10 protein-coding genes are annotated in these 15,678 nt (G+C 56.4%); 6 read left to right on the forward strand and 4 right to left on the reverse strand.

The annotated features are described in order from the left end of the window. Nucleotides 1-93: 93 nt before the first annotated feature. Nucleotides 94-3,234 (reverse strand): single-stranded-DNA-specific exonuclease RecJ, encoded by a 3,141-nt coding sequence (recJ, locus tag HPC62_RS12600; RefSeq protein WP_216655250.1) that lies wholly within the window; start codon nt 3,232-3,234, stop codon nt 94-96. A gap of 302 nt (nt 3,235-3,536) precedes the next feature. Between recJ and HPC62_RS12605 the strand changes: the two genes are divergently transcribed. After that, complete coding sequence (locus tag HPC62_RS12605) at nt 3,537-4,160, forward strand: flavin prenyltransferase UbiX (RefSeq protein WP_172356159.1); 624 nt, start codon at nt 3,537-3,539, stop codon at nt 4,158-4,160. 41 nt (nt 4,161-4,201) lie between these two features. On the opposite strand, the gene trxA is transcribed toward HPC62_RS12605, so the two are convergent. Continuing rightward, nucleotides 4,202-4,540: a thioredoxin gene (gene trxA / locus HPC62_RS12610; protein WP_172356161.1), complete on the reverse strand. Its 339-nt coding sequence runs from the start codon at nt 4,538-4,540 to the stop codon at nt 4,202-4,204. Between the two features lie 231 nt (nt 4,541-4,771). After that, entirely contained in the window at nt 4,772-5,542 is a 771-nt protein-coding gene (locus HPC62_RS12615; RefSeq protein ID WP_068516133.1) for a PspA/IM30 family protein, read from the reverse strand. A 440-nt stretch (nt 5,543-5,982) separates the two neighbouring features. On the opposite strand from HPC62_RS12615, the gene HPC62_RS12620 reads away from it, so the two are divergent. After that, nucleotides 5,983-6,756, forward strand: a complete 774-nt coding sequence (locus tag HPC62_RS12620; protein ID WP_172356163.1) for a hypothetical protein — start codon at nt 5,983-5,985, stop codon at nt 6,754-6,756. 522 nt (nt 6,757-7,278) lie between these two features. Next, a complete protein-coding gene (gene ftsH2, locus HPC62_RS12625) occupies nt 7,279-9,165 on the forward strand; it encodes an ATP-dependent zinc metalloprotease FtsH2 (RefSeq protein ID WP_172356165.1) in 1,887 nt (628 codons plus the stop codon). A gap of 464 nt (nt 9,166-9,629) precedes the next feature. On the opposite strand, the gene HPC62_RS12630 is transcribed toward ftsH2, so the two are convergent. Continuing rightward, on the reverse strand, nt 9,630-10,655 hold the full coding sequence (locus HPC62_RS12630) for a 2-hydroxyacid dehydrogenase (RefSeq protein ID WP_172356167.1): 1,026 nt from the start codon (nt 10,653-10,655) through the stop codon (nt 9,630-9,632). A gap of 424 nt (nt 10,656-11,079) precedes the next feature. Between HPC62_RS12630 and HPC62_RS12635 the strand changes: the two genes are divergently transcribed. The 3 genes from HPC62_RS12635 to lhgO all read left to right on the forward strand — a co-directional run bounded on the left by HPC62_RS12635 (nt 11,080) and on the right by lhgO (nt 15,576). Next, a complete protein-coding gene (locus HPC62_RS12635) occupies nt 11,080-13,035 on the forward strand; it encodes a S9 family peptidase (RefSeq protein ID WP_172356169.1) in 1,956 nt (651 codons plus the stop codon). Between the two features lie 424 nt (nt 13,036-13,459). Further along, entirely contained in the window at nt 13,460-14,233 is a 774-nt protein-coding gene (gene rfbF, locus HPC62_RS12640; RefSeq protein ID WP_172356171.1) for a glucose-1-phosphate cytidylyltransferase, read from the forward strand. A gap of 122 nt (nt 14,234-14,355) precedes the next feature. After that, nucleotides 14,356-15,576, forward strand: coding sequence for an L-2-hydroxyglutarate oxidase (lhgO, locus tag HPC62_RS12645; protein ID WP_172356173.1), 1,221 nt, complete (start codon nt 14,356-14,358; stop codon nt 15,574-15,576). Nucleotides 15,577-15,678: the final 102 nt, after the last annotated feature.

Genomic DNA, 15,678 nt, shown 5'->3' on the forward strand with positions numbered 1-15,678 from the left:
CGATAAGCTGACAGAACCAAGGGCGAAGTTTGTGGCCAGGGACGAAGTTTGTGATTGCATACCCACCAATCCCGCATCTGCCTGATTGCCTTGCTACGAGCCGCCGTAGATCGATTGCAATAGCCCCGATTTAGCCGACTTTCCCAAAATCTTTTGCTGCAATCCGTTCAACTGCCAGGGATAGAGCGATCGCCCCTTCCCAAATGCCCCCAAACTCAATTGCCCCACCTGCGCCAGCAGACTCGCAGCAGCAGTAGAGTCACGCTGCATCCAGCCCGCCACCGGATGCTCCCAGGTTTGCAGAAACTCCGTAACCTGATAGCGGGCATCCGCTGCGGCTTCGTCGTCGGGGTTGCCTGCTAAGACGTAGAGATCCGCAGCGGCGGGTTCCAGCGGCATCTTCAGCGCGGATTCTCGAATGGCTTGCCAAGTGGGCGCAAGGAGCATCGCCAAAATATGAAGGGCGTTGGGCGTTTTGAACTCCTCTGGATCGAGCGAAAGGTCGCCAAGCTGCGTGTCGCCTGTCTGCTCTAGCCAGTATTCACCCAGCGCCGTGATAAACGGCTCGACGACCTCCCGCAGCACGACCGCACAGAGCGATCGCCCAACGGCTGCATAATCGGCAGCAGCATAATCGGCAGCAGCATAATCCGCAGCAGCATAATCCGCTGCGGCAGCGTCCGTTTCTCCCCCAGACTCGCCCATCAGCCGCTGAGCCGTTTGTAAGTCCTGCTGGCTTTGGGGATTGAGGCAATACCAGACTTTCTTGCCAAGGTGCGCTTTGATATTTTTGGGAAATGCAGGTTTGGGGAAAGCAGGTTTAGGAAAGACTGGGGCGCTGGGCGTTGGGCTTGCAGAACTCGCCTGCTGATTCGGTAACGCAGATTCCAATGCAAATTCTGCCGAGACAGCATTCTGCATGGTGTTGATTTGGGCTTGCGGTTGCGGGATGGTGGCTGGTCGGCGCGTTTGATTTTCGGCGTGATCCGGTTCTGCCTGGGTCTGGGAGCGCGGAGTCTGCGGCTGTTCGGCGGAGAGACAGTCTAGCTGCTGCTGCAAATGGGCAAGCTGCTGGGTGAGCGCGCTGATATGCTGGTCTTTTTCAGCTAGGAGTCGATCTTTTTTTTTAAGCAGATCGGTTTTTTCCGCGATTTCCAGCGCGTTGAGGGCGGCACGAATCAGGTTGAAATAGTGCGGCTGGGAGACATCCACAGGTTGAGCCTCGGCGCGGCTCTCGCCCAAAAATCCCCAGGTTTCTCTGGGGCGAGTGGCCAAAAGCTGCCCGTCGGGGTTGTAGATGTGCAGTTCGCGCTGACCCTCGACGGTGGTGATATGGCAGGTGTAGGTGCGGTTGTTGAAGGGGAAGGGGAGTCCGGGCAGGGAAACGGGGGAGGGGGAGCTTTGGGGAGATGAATCGCTGGCGGGTTCGGGCGGGTCGGGCGGGGGGTCGGGCAGATCGGGGATAGGAACACCACCGGGAAGGCGGATGCCGATGAGTTCAAGTTCCACGTTCATCTGACCGTTCCACTCGTTGAGGCGGAGGCGATAGGCGATGTCGATGGGGCTGGGCAGGGGGCAATATTCACCCCAGCGCCAGGCGATCGCCTTTATGCCGTACTCATCGTCGTCCTGAGCCACGACGACCCGCAGATGAGAGCGGTCTTTGCCAATCACCTGCTGTTCCACAATACGGACATTGGGAGTCCAGAAGACGGGGTCGGGGTTGCCAATGCCGCAGGGGTGGAGTTGGTCGATTTGCTGATACAGGTCGAGGGTGAGGTCGTGCAGGTTTGCCTGGGCATCGACTTCGATCAGCGGGCGCAGGTGCTGGGGTTGCAGGTGCATGTTGGCGAAGATTCGCAGGCGCGATCGCATTTCTTCCAGGTTCTCTGTGGCCAGGGAAAAGCCGCCCGCCGCTCGGTGTCCGCCAAACTTGTCGAGGATATCGGCGCAGCATTGCAGCGCATCGAACACGTTAAATTCGGGAATGCCCCGCGCTGAGCCGCGAATCCGCGTCGGGTCGCCTTCTTCGTACGTGCCGATGAACACGGGCACGCCGTAGCGCTCCACCAGCCGCGATGCGACGATGCCAATCACGCCGTGGTGCCAGCCGTCCTTCACCAGCAGCAGCACGCGGTCGTTTTGCAGATTGGGCGCGTAGGTTTCGGCAAGGGCGATCGCCTCCTGTTCGATCAATTCGCACAACCGCTGCCGCAGTTGGTTTACCTCTTCGCACTGCATTGCCCGCTCTAGCGCCACGCCCGGATCGTCCGTCGTTAGCAGGTCAATCACTATATTTGGGTCGGCAATGCGCCCCACGGCGTTGATCCGCGGCCCCAGACGAAACCCAATGGCTTCCGGCTTCAGCGCGTCCTGCTCTGGATTCACGCCCGCCACCTGGATCAAAGCCTGTACGCCTGCCAGTTGCGACTTGGGCAGCCGCCGCAGTCCCCGTTGCAGCCAGCGCCGATTTACCCCCGTCAGGGGAGCTAGGTCGGCGATCGTGCCCAGGGTGAATAGCTCTAGCAGCGGCCCGGTGAGATCCTGGGTTTGCCCCAGTGCTTGCGCCAGCGAAATGGCCAGAATGTAGGCTACGCCCACGCCTGCCAGCCCTCGATAGGGCGAGCTTTCGGCAATTAATTTGGGATTTAGGATGGCGTGGGCGGGGGGCAGTTCGGGTGGAATGTCGTGGTGGTCGGTGACGATGACGTGCATCCCCAGATCGCGGGCAAAGCCGATGGGCCCCGCCGCCGCGATGCCGTTGTCTACGGTCAAGATCACCCGCACACCTTGGGCGTGAAAGTCTTCCACGATGCGGTGGTTGATGCCGTAGCCCTCTGTCATGCGGCTGGGAATTTCTGACTGGACACGCCCACCGAGCGATCGCAGCGCCCGCAGCAACAGCGCCGTGCTGGTCATGCCGTCGGCATCGTAGTCGCCGCAGATGGCGATTCGCTGCTGTCGGGCGATCGCCGTTTGCAAAATGCTCACCGCCTCTGCCAGGTCAGGAAACTCATCCATCGGGGAGGCTAGCTGCATCAACTCAGGATTGAGAAATACTCGCGCCTGGTCGGGCGTGTCGATATCTCGATTTAGCAAGACCTGCCCCAGCACAGGGCTGAGATCGGCCGCTGCTGCCAGCCGCGCCGCCCGCTCCGGATCGGCATCCGCAATGTGCCAGCGCTGGCTGGGAATGCGGCGAGAGCGGGAAGGGGGTGGGGAGGGGGAGGACACGGGGGGAAGAGGGAAGGGGGAAGAATGAAGAGGGAAGGGGGAAGAACGAAGAACGAAGAGGGAAGGGGGAATTGCGGGGGGCGATCGCTCTCTATGATCCTTGTCTTTTCCCAAGGGTACAACTCTGCGCCTTGAAATGGACTGATTTTTGATTCTGGGAGGTTGACTGGGGCACGGAAGGGGGCGTGCGGGGGCGATCGCATCTTTCTGCGCCCCGAAGCCCACTGCGTCCCGAAGCCCAAGGGTGATAATAGGAAGAGAATGGTTGATCAGCTCTGTTTTTCCTCATCTCCCCCAGTCTCTTGCAGTCTCAAACTCCTTCCCTCCCCCTTATCCTCGGTGTTACGGGCGCGTCCGGGCTGATCTATGCCGTGCGATCGCTGAAGTTTTTGCTGCGGGCGGACTATGCCGTCGAACTGGTCGCGTCCAAATCAACCTACATGGTGTGGCAGGCAGAACTGGGCATTCGGATGCCTGCGGAGCCTGCCCAGCAGGAGGAGTTTTGGCGGCAGCAGGCGGGCGTGGCACAGGGGGGAAAATTGCGCTGTCATCCCTGGGGCGATGTGGGGGCTAATATTGCCAGCGGCTCCTTTCGCACAGCGGGGATGCTGGTGATGCCGTGCAGCATGAGTACCGTGGGCAAGCTGGCGGCGGGCCTCAGTTCTGACCTGCTGGAGCGGGCCGCAGACGTGCAGCTAAAAGAAGGGCGCAAGCTGGTGATCGTACCCCGCGAAACGCCCTTTAGCCTGATTCATTTGCGGAATTTGACGACGCTGGCGGAAGCCGGAGCGCGGATTGTGCCAGCGATTCCGGCCTGGTATCACCACCCGCAGACGGTGGAAGATCTGGTGGATTTTGTCGTAGCGCGAGCGCTGGATCAGTTCGATATCGACTGTGTGCCGCTCAAGCGCTGGGAGGGACATTAGCGGAGCGGGATTGGCTGCTATAGAACCCCGTAGGCTTAGCGCTATGCGGGCTGGGGCAGGTGCGCGTCCAAAAAGCCCTCAATCCGCTGCTTGTTGACCACACCCTCGATCGCCTCCACGGGCTGTCCTTCTCGGAACAGAATCAGGGCAGGCACGCCTTCTACCTTGTAGCGGGCGACTGCTTCAGGGTTGGCATCGACTTCCATTTTGACAATTTTGAGGCGATCGCCATACTGACTGGCAACAGACTCCATCATCGGCGACATCAGGCGACACGGCCCACACCACGGGGCCCAAAAATACACCAGCACGGGCTGGTCGGTTTGCAGAACGGTCGTTTCAAACTCGGAGTCAGAAATGACCACCACGCTGCTACTCATAAAACGTTTAATCAGCTTGCTAAAGTGCTTGGGTTGATGCCGCACAAAGGGCACCTATCCATCGTGCCACACGCCGGGGAGAACCTTGGCAGCATCGCGAAACTCGCAAAACCCAGCCGAAGTTGCTGCTAAAAAGCGAGATGCGCCCGAAGAATCCTCCTGCATCATCTCGCTTTGAAGTTTGTCCACCTTATATTGAAAGTGCTAATCGAAAGCGCTGAACCCAGTCGGTTAGAGCTGGTCGAGCTGGGTCTTCAGTTGCTCTAGCTCGGCATCTACCGAAGCATCGGTTGTGGTAGTGCTGGGGGCAGAGGCGGGCAGTTGGCTCTGAGCGGGCGACGCGCCGCCGATTAGCTGTGCCTTCATGGCTTCCAGTTCAGCATCCACATCCGTACTCGACTCTAGCTGGGCAAATTGCATTTCCAGGTCGGTTCCTGCTAGCTCGGCCGCAGCCTGAGAGCGGGCTTCCATTTGCAGCACCTTCTCTTCCATGCGCTCAAATGCGCCCATTGCCGTGCTGGTGCCCAACTTGCCGACGGTGTTTTGCAGTTGCTCGTTGGCCTTGGCGGCGCTGGCGCGGGCCTTGAGCATGTCTTTCTTGGTTTTGGCTTCGGCAATCTTGCCTTCTAGGGCAATCAGGTTGCGCTTGAGGGTGTCCACTGTAGCGCTCTGCTGGTCAAGCTGGGTCTTCAGCGCAGCAGAGGTGTCAAGCTGCACCTTCTTGCGGTTTAGTGCTTCGCGGGCAAGGCTTTCGTCGCCCTTTTGCAGGGCCAATTGGGCTCGCTGCTGCCAGTTGTTGGCTTCGGTCTGCGCCTGGTTATACTGCTGCTGCATCCGCTTTTGGCTGGCGATCGCGCTAGCCACCGCCTGACGCATTTGGATCAGGTCTTCCTGCATGTCGATCAGCGCCTGATCCAGAATCTTTTCGGGGTCTTCGGCAGAGCTAACGGCGGCGTTGAGGTTGGCCCGCACCACCCGGCTTACACGATCAAACAGTCCCATGAGAATCTTTTCCCTTTGCGGCAGTTCCACCTTATTTTAGGCATTACTCCAGCGCAGATGACAGGGTAAAAACTTGCTTGGGGGAAATCAGCGGGTATAAGAAATGCTTAAATTTGGTTTTCTAGAGTCTTTGGGTCAAAAGATTTAGTGCAATATCGGGATATTAGCGTGGTTATAGGGTCTGGGCATCTACTGATTCAAGTCCGTTCGCTGCAAGGTCTGAACCAGGCGGTTTTGCTTTTCCCTTTTAAAATTTGCTCTTTTCAGAATCGCGTCGTTGAACTTCTCCACAAAATTTTCTACAACCTCCCATAACCTCTATGTATAGAATTTACGCTGTAGATGCTGCTGATCCAAAGTCTTTCAGGCGTGACGAGCGATCGCCCCACGCTTCGGATAACCTTCTATCTGCGCTTCCAAGCCCTGCCCTTCGATCTGGCGTGCTAGGGGTACTGCTGGGTTCTGTGGGGGCGATCGCCCTTGTCCTTGGCGCAGGTGTGTCACCCGCCACATCCTTCAGCTTCAACTCGCGCCAGTCTGCCTATGACCTCAGCTTTAGCCAGCCCGACTTTGCCGATGCGCTTGCGTCCTACCGCATTACCTACACCACCGATGCCGAGCGGGGCGACCTGATTACGCTCGACACCCAGCTAAAAACCAGCGTCCAAAATTTCGTCGGCTTGCCGTCTGGCAGCAATAGCATCGCCAGCGTCACTCAGAGCGGCAATGTGTTTACCCATTTCATCGTGTCGAACGGCGGCCCGGGCGGATTTGAAATCCGCTACGACACGCCCGTTGCCACCGCGCCAGGGGGAAACTTTAGCGAAAGCTGGCTGGTGCGCTCCTTCGACGGGGAGGCTTGGGATTTGGAGTTTCTAGGCGGCGGCTCCAATACGGGGCTGATTCCGCCGGACTATGAACTGGCGATCGCCCTTCCGGGCAACTGGTCAACCCAGGGCAGCAACCCCGGCCAGCTAGAGTTTCGGGGCATCGGATCTGGCTATACTATCCTGGACAATTTTTCCTACAACCCCGCCACCAACCTCACGACGTTTAAGGCAGTGAACCATCGCTGGGACGGTTCTTCGCCCGACCTCAATTTTGTGCTGCACGGGCGATCGCCCCAATCCACTCCTGAACCCGGCGTGCTGATGGGCTTAGCCGCTTTGCTCGGCGCAATTTTTCACTGGCGGCACCTGCGACCATCGAGCTAGCCCAGGGTGAAACCCTGACCTCAGCCAACCACACGCAACCCGACAGGGCGAGGGCCTGTAGCTAGCACTGTGACTAGATCTGTAGCTAGCACTGTAACTGGCTCTGCAACTAGCACTGTAACTGGCTCTGCAACTATAAGTTGTCCGAACTTCAGAAATTAAGTTAAATTTAGTTAAGATTCGTTCTCAGAAATAGAAGTTCCCTGAAGCACTCTGGTTGTCTTCTCTGTCTAGACATACTGGACGTTTGCATTGGGTGAACCCTAATTTCCTGATAGTGGTTGACGGGTGTTGACTTGTTCTTACAAGTTCTAGCTATAAGCATTGGCTGAATGAATTGGTTTAACGTAAAGTTGTCGAAAGTTGTCTGACGCAGGCTCATTCTCTGCCCGGTCGTTCAACGCTGTCAGTCCTTTTCTGAGTCTTCGAGTCTTCGCAGCTTCGAGTCTTAAGCTCTTGAGTCTTTAAGTTCGAGCCTTTAGTCCAAGTCTTTAGTTGCAGTTTTTAGAGGCACCTGGCGTTATGAAACTTTCCTGGAGAGTCATCCTCCTTTGGACATTGCCAGCCCTGGTGGTCGGCTTTTTCTTTTGGCAGGGTGCATTTACCACCTCCCCGATGGACATGGGGCGAAACACCGCCAGCACCCGCATGACCTACGGCCGCTTTCTGGAATACCTGGATGCGGGCCGTGTGACCAGCGTGGATTTGTATGAGGGCGGTCGTACGGCTATTGTAGAAGCCGTTGATCCAGAGTTGGATAATCGGATTCAGCGACTGCGGGTTGATCTGCCAGGCAATGCGCCAGAGTTGGTCTCTAGGTTGAGAACTGACCACATCAGTTTTGATGTGCATCCGCCCCGCAACGATGCGGCGATTTGGGGACTGCTCGGCAATTTGCTGTTCCCCATTCTGCTGATTGGTGGGCTGTTCCTGCTGTTCCGTCGCTCTAGCAACGTGCCCGGTGGGCCGGGGCAGGCGATGAACTTCGGCAAGTCTCGTGCCCGCTTCATGATGGAAGCCAAAACGGGCGTGATGTTCGACGACGTAGCGGGCATCGAAGAGGCCAAGGAAGAACTGCAAGAAGTGGTGACCTTCCTGAAAAAGCCGGAACGCTTTACCGCTGTGGGGGCGAAGATTCCCAAGGGCGTGCTGCTGGTGGGGCCGCCGGGAACCGGGAAGACTTTGCTGGCCAAGGCGATCGCCGGAGAAGCAGGCGTTCCCTTCTTCAGCATTTCTGGCTCAGAATTTGTGGAAATGTTTGTGGGGGTGGGTGCATCCCGCGTCCGCGACCTGTTCAAAAAAGCCAAGGAAAACGCGCCCTGCATCATCTTTATCGACGAGATCGACGCAGTGGGTCGGCAGCGCGGCGCGGGCATCGGCGGCGGCAACGACGAGCGGGAGCAAACCCTGAACCAGTTGCTCACTGAGATGGATGGCTTTGAGGGCAACACGGGCATCATCATCATCGCCGCCACAAACCGTCCTGACGTGCTGGATTCTGCGCTGCTGCGACCTGGCCGCTTTGACCGACAGGTGGAGGTGTCGCCGCCGGATATCAAAGGTCGCCTAGAGGTGCTGCAAGTCCACGCCCGCAACAAGAAGCTGGCGAAGGAAGTGTCTCTGGAGGCGATCGCCCGCCGCACGCCAGGGTTCTCTGGGGCCGACCTGGCAAACCTGCTGAACGAAGCCGCCATCCTCACTGCCCGCCGCCGCAAGGATGAAATCACCATGCTGGAAATCGACGATGCCGTCGATCGCGTGGTGGCTGGTATGGAGGGAACTCCGTTGGTCGATAGCAAGAGCAAGCGCCTGATTGCCTACCACGAAATTGGCCATGCCATCGTTGGCACGCTGGTCAAGGATCACGACCCGGTGCAGAAAGTGACGCTGATCCCTCGCGGACAGGCTCAGGGCTTGACCTGGTTTACGCCCAGCGAAGACCAGGCGCTCATCTCTCGTTCGCAAATCCTGGCCCGCATCATGGGTGCCCTAGGCGGACGCGCTGCGGAACAGGTCATTTTTGGCGATGCCGAAGTCACCACAGGCGCAGGCAATGACTTGCAACAGGTGACAGGCATGGCGCGGCAAATGGTGACGCGCTTTGGTATGTCGGATCTGGGCCCGGTGTCTCTGGAGAGCCAGCAGGGTGAGGTCTTCCTGGGGCGCGACTGGATGACCCGCTCAGAATACTCCGAAGAGATCGCGGCTCGGATTGATGCCCAGGTTCGCTCTATCGTGGAACATTGCTACGAGGAAACTTGCCGTATCGTTCGAGACAATCGCGTGGTGATCGATCGCTTGGTCGATTTGCTGATTGAAAAGGAAACGATTGACGGAGACGAGTTCCGCCGCATCGTGGCTGAGTATGTAGACGTGCCGGAGAAGGAGTCCTACGTGCCTCAGCTATAGGGCAGTCTGTGAAGCGTGTTTAGCGTGTTTAGATAGCTCTGCTTCAGTTCTTACTAAAAAAGCTGCTGTGGTTTCACAGCAGCTTTTTTTAGTGATTTGATTTTTGCAGTGATTTTTGCAGTGGATTTTTGCAGTGGATTTTTGCAGTGATTGCCTCCGAATCGCTTAGGTAACCCGAATTCCCTATACGGCCTTTGGGGAACCGTGGTCTACGAAACAGCCCAAAGCCTGACCAAAGGCTTCAGTTGACGAGTATATCCCACTTTTGTAACCCTCACCCTAAATCGCTCTCCCAGAGCGGGAGAGGGACTTTGAATCCGGCTCCCCTTCTCCCGTTTTGGGAGAAGCGGTTGGGGGATGAGGGCGAACTTGCAGAACTGGGATGCCCCCCAGTTGACCGTCCATCTGCGTAAGTCTTATGCCAATTCCACAAATTATTTTATTCAGGGGAGCTATTCAGGGAATCAGGCGGGCGTGGCGACTTTCTGCGGCAGCTTCACCTCGTCCTTGAGCGGGTTGCCCTGCTCAAAATCGCTGATGCTGGTGATGGTGGTGGTGGTGATGTCGTTTAAGGCTTCGCGGGTAAAGAAGGCCTGGTGTGCTGTAACGACAACGTTCGGGAAGGACTGCAAAAGCTGGAATGTGTCGTCTTGAATCACGGTGTCGGAGAGGTCGCGGAAAAATAGCTCCTCCTCTTCTTCGTAGACATCGATGCCCAGGTAGCCGATTTTGCCTGATTTAATGCCTGCGATCGCCGCTTTGGTGTCAATCAGCTTGCCTCGGCTGGTGTTGATCAGCATGACACCATCTTTCATTTGGGCGATCGTGGTGGCATTAATCAGGTGATGATTTTCAGGGGTCAGCGGGCAGTGCAACGAGATAATGTCCGACTGAGCCAGCAGATCTGGCAGATCCACATAGCGGGCATCTTCTAGCGCCTCAAACTTGGGACTGGGGTAGGGGTCGTAACCTAGCAGGTGGCAGCCGAAGCCGTGCATAATCTGGGCAAAAATTACGCCGATTTTGCCCGTACCTACTACGCCAACTGTTTTGCCGTGTAGATCGAAGCCCAGTAGCCCGTTAAGCGAAAAATTGTCGTCTCGGACGCGGCTATAGGCTCGGTATAGCTTGCGATTGAGCATTTGAATTAGCCCGGCCGCATGTTCTGCTACGGAGTAGGGGGAGTAGGCAACGACCCGCACGACTTTCATGTCTAACTCGGCGGCCACTTCCAAATCGACGTTGTTATATCCTGTACAGCGCAGAGCGACGAGGCAGGTTCCTCCGTTTGCCAAGGCGCGGAGTGTGTCAGCACTGACATCATCGTTCACAAACACGCAGACTGCGGGGAATCCAGCCGCAAGAAGCGCCGTTTTGGGTTCCAGACGAACATCAAAATAAACGAGTTCGTGGGGCGATCCAGCAGCGGCATTGGCAGCGTCCAAAAACTTGCGATCGTAAGGTTCGGTACTAAAAACAGCAACCTTCATGCAGTTTCTCCAAAAAGCTGAAGTTTATGCGATCAGGACTTACACACTTGCGATAGGCTTCCTGGATTTTGGACAATTTCTCGCGGGCTGCGCCCGCGAGAAATTGTCCAACTGCGTAAGTCCTAGCGATGTGCAGGCACGGTCAGTTTCCTAAATTTTGAAGACTATGATATCGGCAAACCCGCAAACTCCGGGCTATTCTGCGATACATTGGCAGCTAGATGGGCTTGTGAAGCTAGGGGTTTGAACCCAGGCTTTTCCTGAATGTAGGCTCGATGTCAGAATGCCATCAGCCCTTGTGCAACTGCCATCAAGTCCTGTACCAGACATCCTGTGCCAGACATCCTGTGCCAGACATCCTGTGCCAGACATCGAATGTGAGAACTCCCTTTGCTCCGCAGACGTTAGCAGGAAACCCGTGATCATGCCGCAGATTGCCCCCTTTGGCTCCTGGAAATCGCCTATTACCTCAGACTTGATTGTGGCGGGAAGCTTGCGCTTGGGGGAGGTGCGGCTGGATGGCGGCGATGTGTACTGGAGTGAGGGGCGGCCGTCGGAGGGCGGGCGGAACGTGGTGGTGCGGCGATCGCCCTCCAATGCTCTAGATGCTTCCACGCTGGATCTCACTCCTCTACCGTTTAACGTTCGGACTCGCGTGCATGAGTATGGCGGCGGTGCGTACATCGTGCAGGATGGCATTGTATATTTCTCGAACTTTGCGGATCAGCGCTTGTATCAAATAAGTCCGGGTGAAGCGCCGCAGCCAATTACGCCCGAATGTGCATTTCGCTATGCCGATGCCGTGTGCGATCGCGTGCGAAATCGCCTCATCTGTGTGCGCGAAGATTATTCCCAAAATGATCACGAACCTGTGAATACGATCGTGTCTGTCAGCCTCTCATCCACAGATGGAGGGCTAGATGCAGGAACGGTGCTGGTGTCGGGCAGCGACTTCTACGCCTTTCCCCGGCTGAGTCCTGACGGCTCGCGGCTGTGCTGGATCGAGTGGAACCATCCGAATATGCCGTGGGACGGCACGACACTGTGGGTTGCGGAGGTTAATGCAGACGGTTGTTTGGGAGAACCGCAGAAGATTGTTGGCGGCGAGGCGGAGTCGATTTTTCAGCCCGCTTGGTCGCCGAATGGAGAATTGTACTTTGTGAGCGATCGCACGAACTGGTGGAACCTCTACCGCTGGAACGTTGCCACTGCCACACCAGAGCCGCTCTGTCTCAAGTCTGCCGAGTTTGGGCTGCCGCTGTGGGTGTTTGGCATGTCTACCTACGGCTTTGAGTCGGCAGAGTCGCTGATTTGCACCTACAGCGAAGACGGCATTTCTAAACTGGCGCGGCTGCACACGCGCACGCTGGAACTCACCGAGATTCCCACCCCCTACACCAGCATTGGCGGCCTTCAGGTGGCGGGTTCCTCGGTGGTGTTTGGCGCGGGTTCGCCGACCACACCGGGGGCGATCGCCCATCTCGACCTGTCTACGGGGCAAATCACGGAACTGCGACGCTCTAGCACGCTGGAAATTGATCCTGGCTACATTTCTGTACCGCAGGCAATCGAGTTTCCCACGACCCACGGCCTCACTGCCTACGGCTTTTTCTATCCGCCCCAAAATCAGGATTTCATCGCACCCGCCGGGGAAAAACCGCCGCTGTTGGTGAAAATTCACGGCGGGCCCACCGCTGCCACCAGCGCCACCTTCAGCCCCAGCATCCAATACTGGACAAGCCGGGGCATCGCCATATTGGACGTGAACTATGGCGGCAGCACGGGCTACGGGCGCGAGTATCGCGAACGGCTGAAGGGCAACTGGGGCATTGTGGACGTAGACGATTGCGTGAATGGCGCGAAGTATCTGGCAGACCAGGGCTGGGTGGATGGCGATCGCCTCTGCATCGACGGCGGCAGCGCGGGCGGCTATACCACGCTGGCGGCGCTGGCGTTTCGTGATGTGTTCAAAGCTGGGGCCAGCTACTACGGCGTAAGCGATCTAGAGGCGCTGGCAAAGGACACCCACAAGTTTGAATCGCGCTATCTGGACGGGCTGATTGGCCCCTACCCTGCCCGCCGAGATTTGTATATCGAGCGATCGCCCATCTATGCCATCGATCGGCTCAACTGCCCCCTCATCTTTTTCCAGGGCGATGAAGACAAAATCGTGCCGCCCAATCAGGCGGAGATGATGGTCAACGCGCTGCAAGAAAAGGGACTGCCCGTCGCCTACGTGCTGTTTCAGGGCGAACAACACGGCTTCCGCAAAGCAGAGAACATTAAACGGGCGCTGGACAGTGAACTCTATTTCTATGCGCGAGTGTTTGGTTTTCCGCTGGCAGAGGAGATGGAAGCAGTGGCGATCGCCAACCTCTAAGCCTCTAAGCCTCTAAGTCCGCAAGCCTACGCAAGGGGCAAGTTCGCAAGATCCGTCAAGCTCGATTGGCTTCATAGATTGGCTCTATAGATTGGTTCTACAGATTGGTTCTACAGATTGGCTCTAATTTCAAATGACTTCGCATGAATTCACGTAGCCCAGACGTTCAAGACAGGTTTTCGATCGGGTGACTGTACAGCTTGCCTTCAAAACCTATGTAATTTCACGAGTTACCTGCTCATAAAAATAAGAAAATCATGAACCTATCTCTGTAAATTTGTCAAAAATCTCACATGAAGTTCTCTGTAAATGTCCTGTTAGCCCGCTGCTTTACTTGATCTTCACTTCAGATCCTCGAAATTTTACGAGCATTCCTGGGAGTCTGCTTAAAAATAGGCTTAGAGAGTTTACACAGGGTAACCCTATGAAGGCAGTCATCTTAGCTGGAGGATTGGGGACTCGCTTGAGCGAGGAGACATCTATCAAGCCAAAGCCGATGGTGGAAGTAGGCGGACAGCCAATTCTCTGGCACATCATGAAGATCTACTCTGCCCACGGCATCAACGACTTCATTATTTGTTGCGGTTATAAGGGTTACGTCATCAAAGAATACTTCGCAAATTATTTTCTGCGGATGTCGGATGTCACATTTGACATGCGATTTAACCAGATGAACATTCACTCCGGCTATGCCGAACCCTGGCGCGTCACGCTGGTAGATACGGGCGAAAACTCGATGACCGGGGGCCGTCTACGTCGCGTTCGAGAGCATATTGGGAATGAAACCTTCTGCTTCACCTACGGCGACGGCGTGAGTGATGTCAACATCACCGAATTAGTGGAATTTCACAAGCAGCAATCGACGCTGGCAACGCTGACAGCAGTGCAGCCCCAGGGTCGTTTTGGGGCGATCGCCCTCGGCGAAGAGCAGACCAAAATCACCCAGTTTCACGAAAAGCCTGTGGGCGACGGAGCCTGGATCAACGGCGGCTATTTCGTGCTGGAGCCAGAGGTCATCGACTACGTTGAAGACGACTTGACTGTGTGGGAACAGGAGCCGCTACAAAAGCTGGCGCACATGGGTCAACTCTCTGCCTACAAGCACGCAGGCTTCTGGCAACCCATGGATACCCTCAAGGATAAGAACTACCTGGACGAACTCTGGAAAAAAGGAAAAGCCCCTTGGAAGACCTGGTAGGGGTGCTTTGGGTTGGGTTTCTAAACCAACACTGCTGTGACTTGACGCAACGCGCGAACCGCGTCGAACCTTGTTCGGCGGGTTCTCAAGCGACGAATAGCCAATCCTAAGGACGGAGATTCATGTACGATTTTGCAATTATTGGCGGTGGCATCGTTGGTTTATCCACAGCAATGGCGCTGGGTCGTCGCTACCCAGATGCCAAGATTGTCCTGTTTGAGAAAGAAAGCCGGTGGGCCTTTCACCAAACGGGCAACAACAGCGGCGTGATTCACTCCGGCGTTTATTACAAACCGGGCAGCTTCAAGGCAAAGTTTTGCCGCGACGGCTGCCAGTCGATGGTGGCGTTTTGCCGCGAACATGACATCCCCCACGAGGTCTGCGGCAAGGTAATCGTGGCAACCGAGGAGCATGAGCTACCGCTGCTGGAAAATCTCTATCAGCGGGGTCTGCAAAACGGCATCCAGGTCGCCCGAATTTCGGCTGAAGAAGTGCGAGAGATTGAGCCGCATGTGAATTGTCTGGCTGGGGTGCGTGTATTTTCGACGGGCATTGCCGACTACAAGCAGGTCTGCCAGAAGTATGCAGAACTGGTGCGGGCCCAAGGCGGTGAGCTATATCTGAATACTAAGGTAGAGCGCATCGTTGACCTGACCAATGGAAAGGCAGTGGAAACCAACAACGGAACGTTTGAGGCGAAGCTGCTGGTGAACTGTGCTGGCCTGCACAGCGATCGCGTCGCCAAGATGGGCGGGGTCGATCCCGAAGCCAAGATTGTGCCCTTTCGGGGAGAATATTACGAACTCACGCCCGAAAAGCGCTATCTGGTAAAGGGGCTGATTTATCCCGTGCCCAACCCGGCGTTTCCGTTTCTAGGGGTTCACTTTACCCGCATGATCGACGGCAGCGTCCACGCCGGCCCAAACGCCGTGCTGAGTCTCAAGCGCGAGGGCTATAAGAAAACCGATTTTGACCTCAAGGATTTTGCTGAGGTGATGACCTACCCCGGCTTTTGGAAGCTGGCGGCAAAGCACGCTGACGAGGGCATCCAGGAAATCATCCGTTCATTTAGCAAGGCAGCCTTTGTGCGGAGCTTGCAGCGGCTCATCCCCGAAGTGCAGTCTGAGGATCTGGTGCCGACCCACGCGGGCGTGCGGGCCCAAGCGTTGATGAACGATGGCAAGCTCGTGGACGACTTCTTGATTGTGAAGGGGAAAAACTCCATCCACGTCTGCAATGCGCCGTCTCCGGCGGCGACCTCCTCGCTGGAGATTGGCAAGGCCGTCACCGAGCAGATTGCCGAACAGTTTTCGCCTGCCACGTCCCCTGTGCAAGCGGTCTAAGGGCGATCGCCCCCTAAGAGCTAATTTATGAAGCAAATCTTAAGAAGCCTGAAACTCTTGGCATGTGTGGCTTTGAGGTCATGTTTGCCCAGGAAAAGCGGT

Origin of the sequence: Thermoleptolyngbya sichuanensis A183, assembly GCF_013177315.1 — a bacterium.
GTDB classification, from domain to species: Bacteria; Cyanobacteriota; Cyanobacteriia; order Elainellales; family Elainellaceae; genus Thermoleptolyngbya; species Thermoleptolyngbya sichuanensis.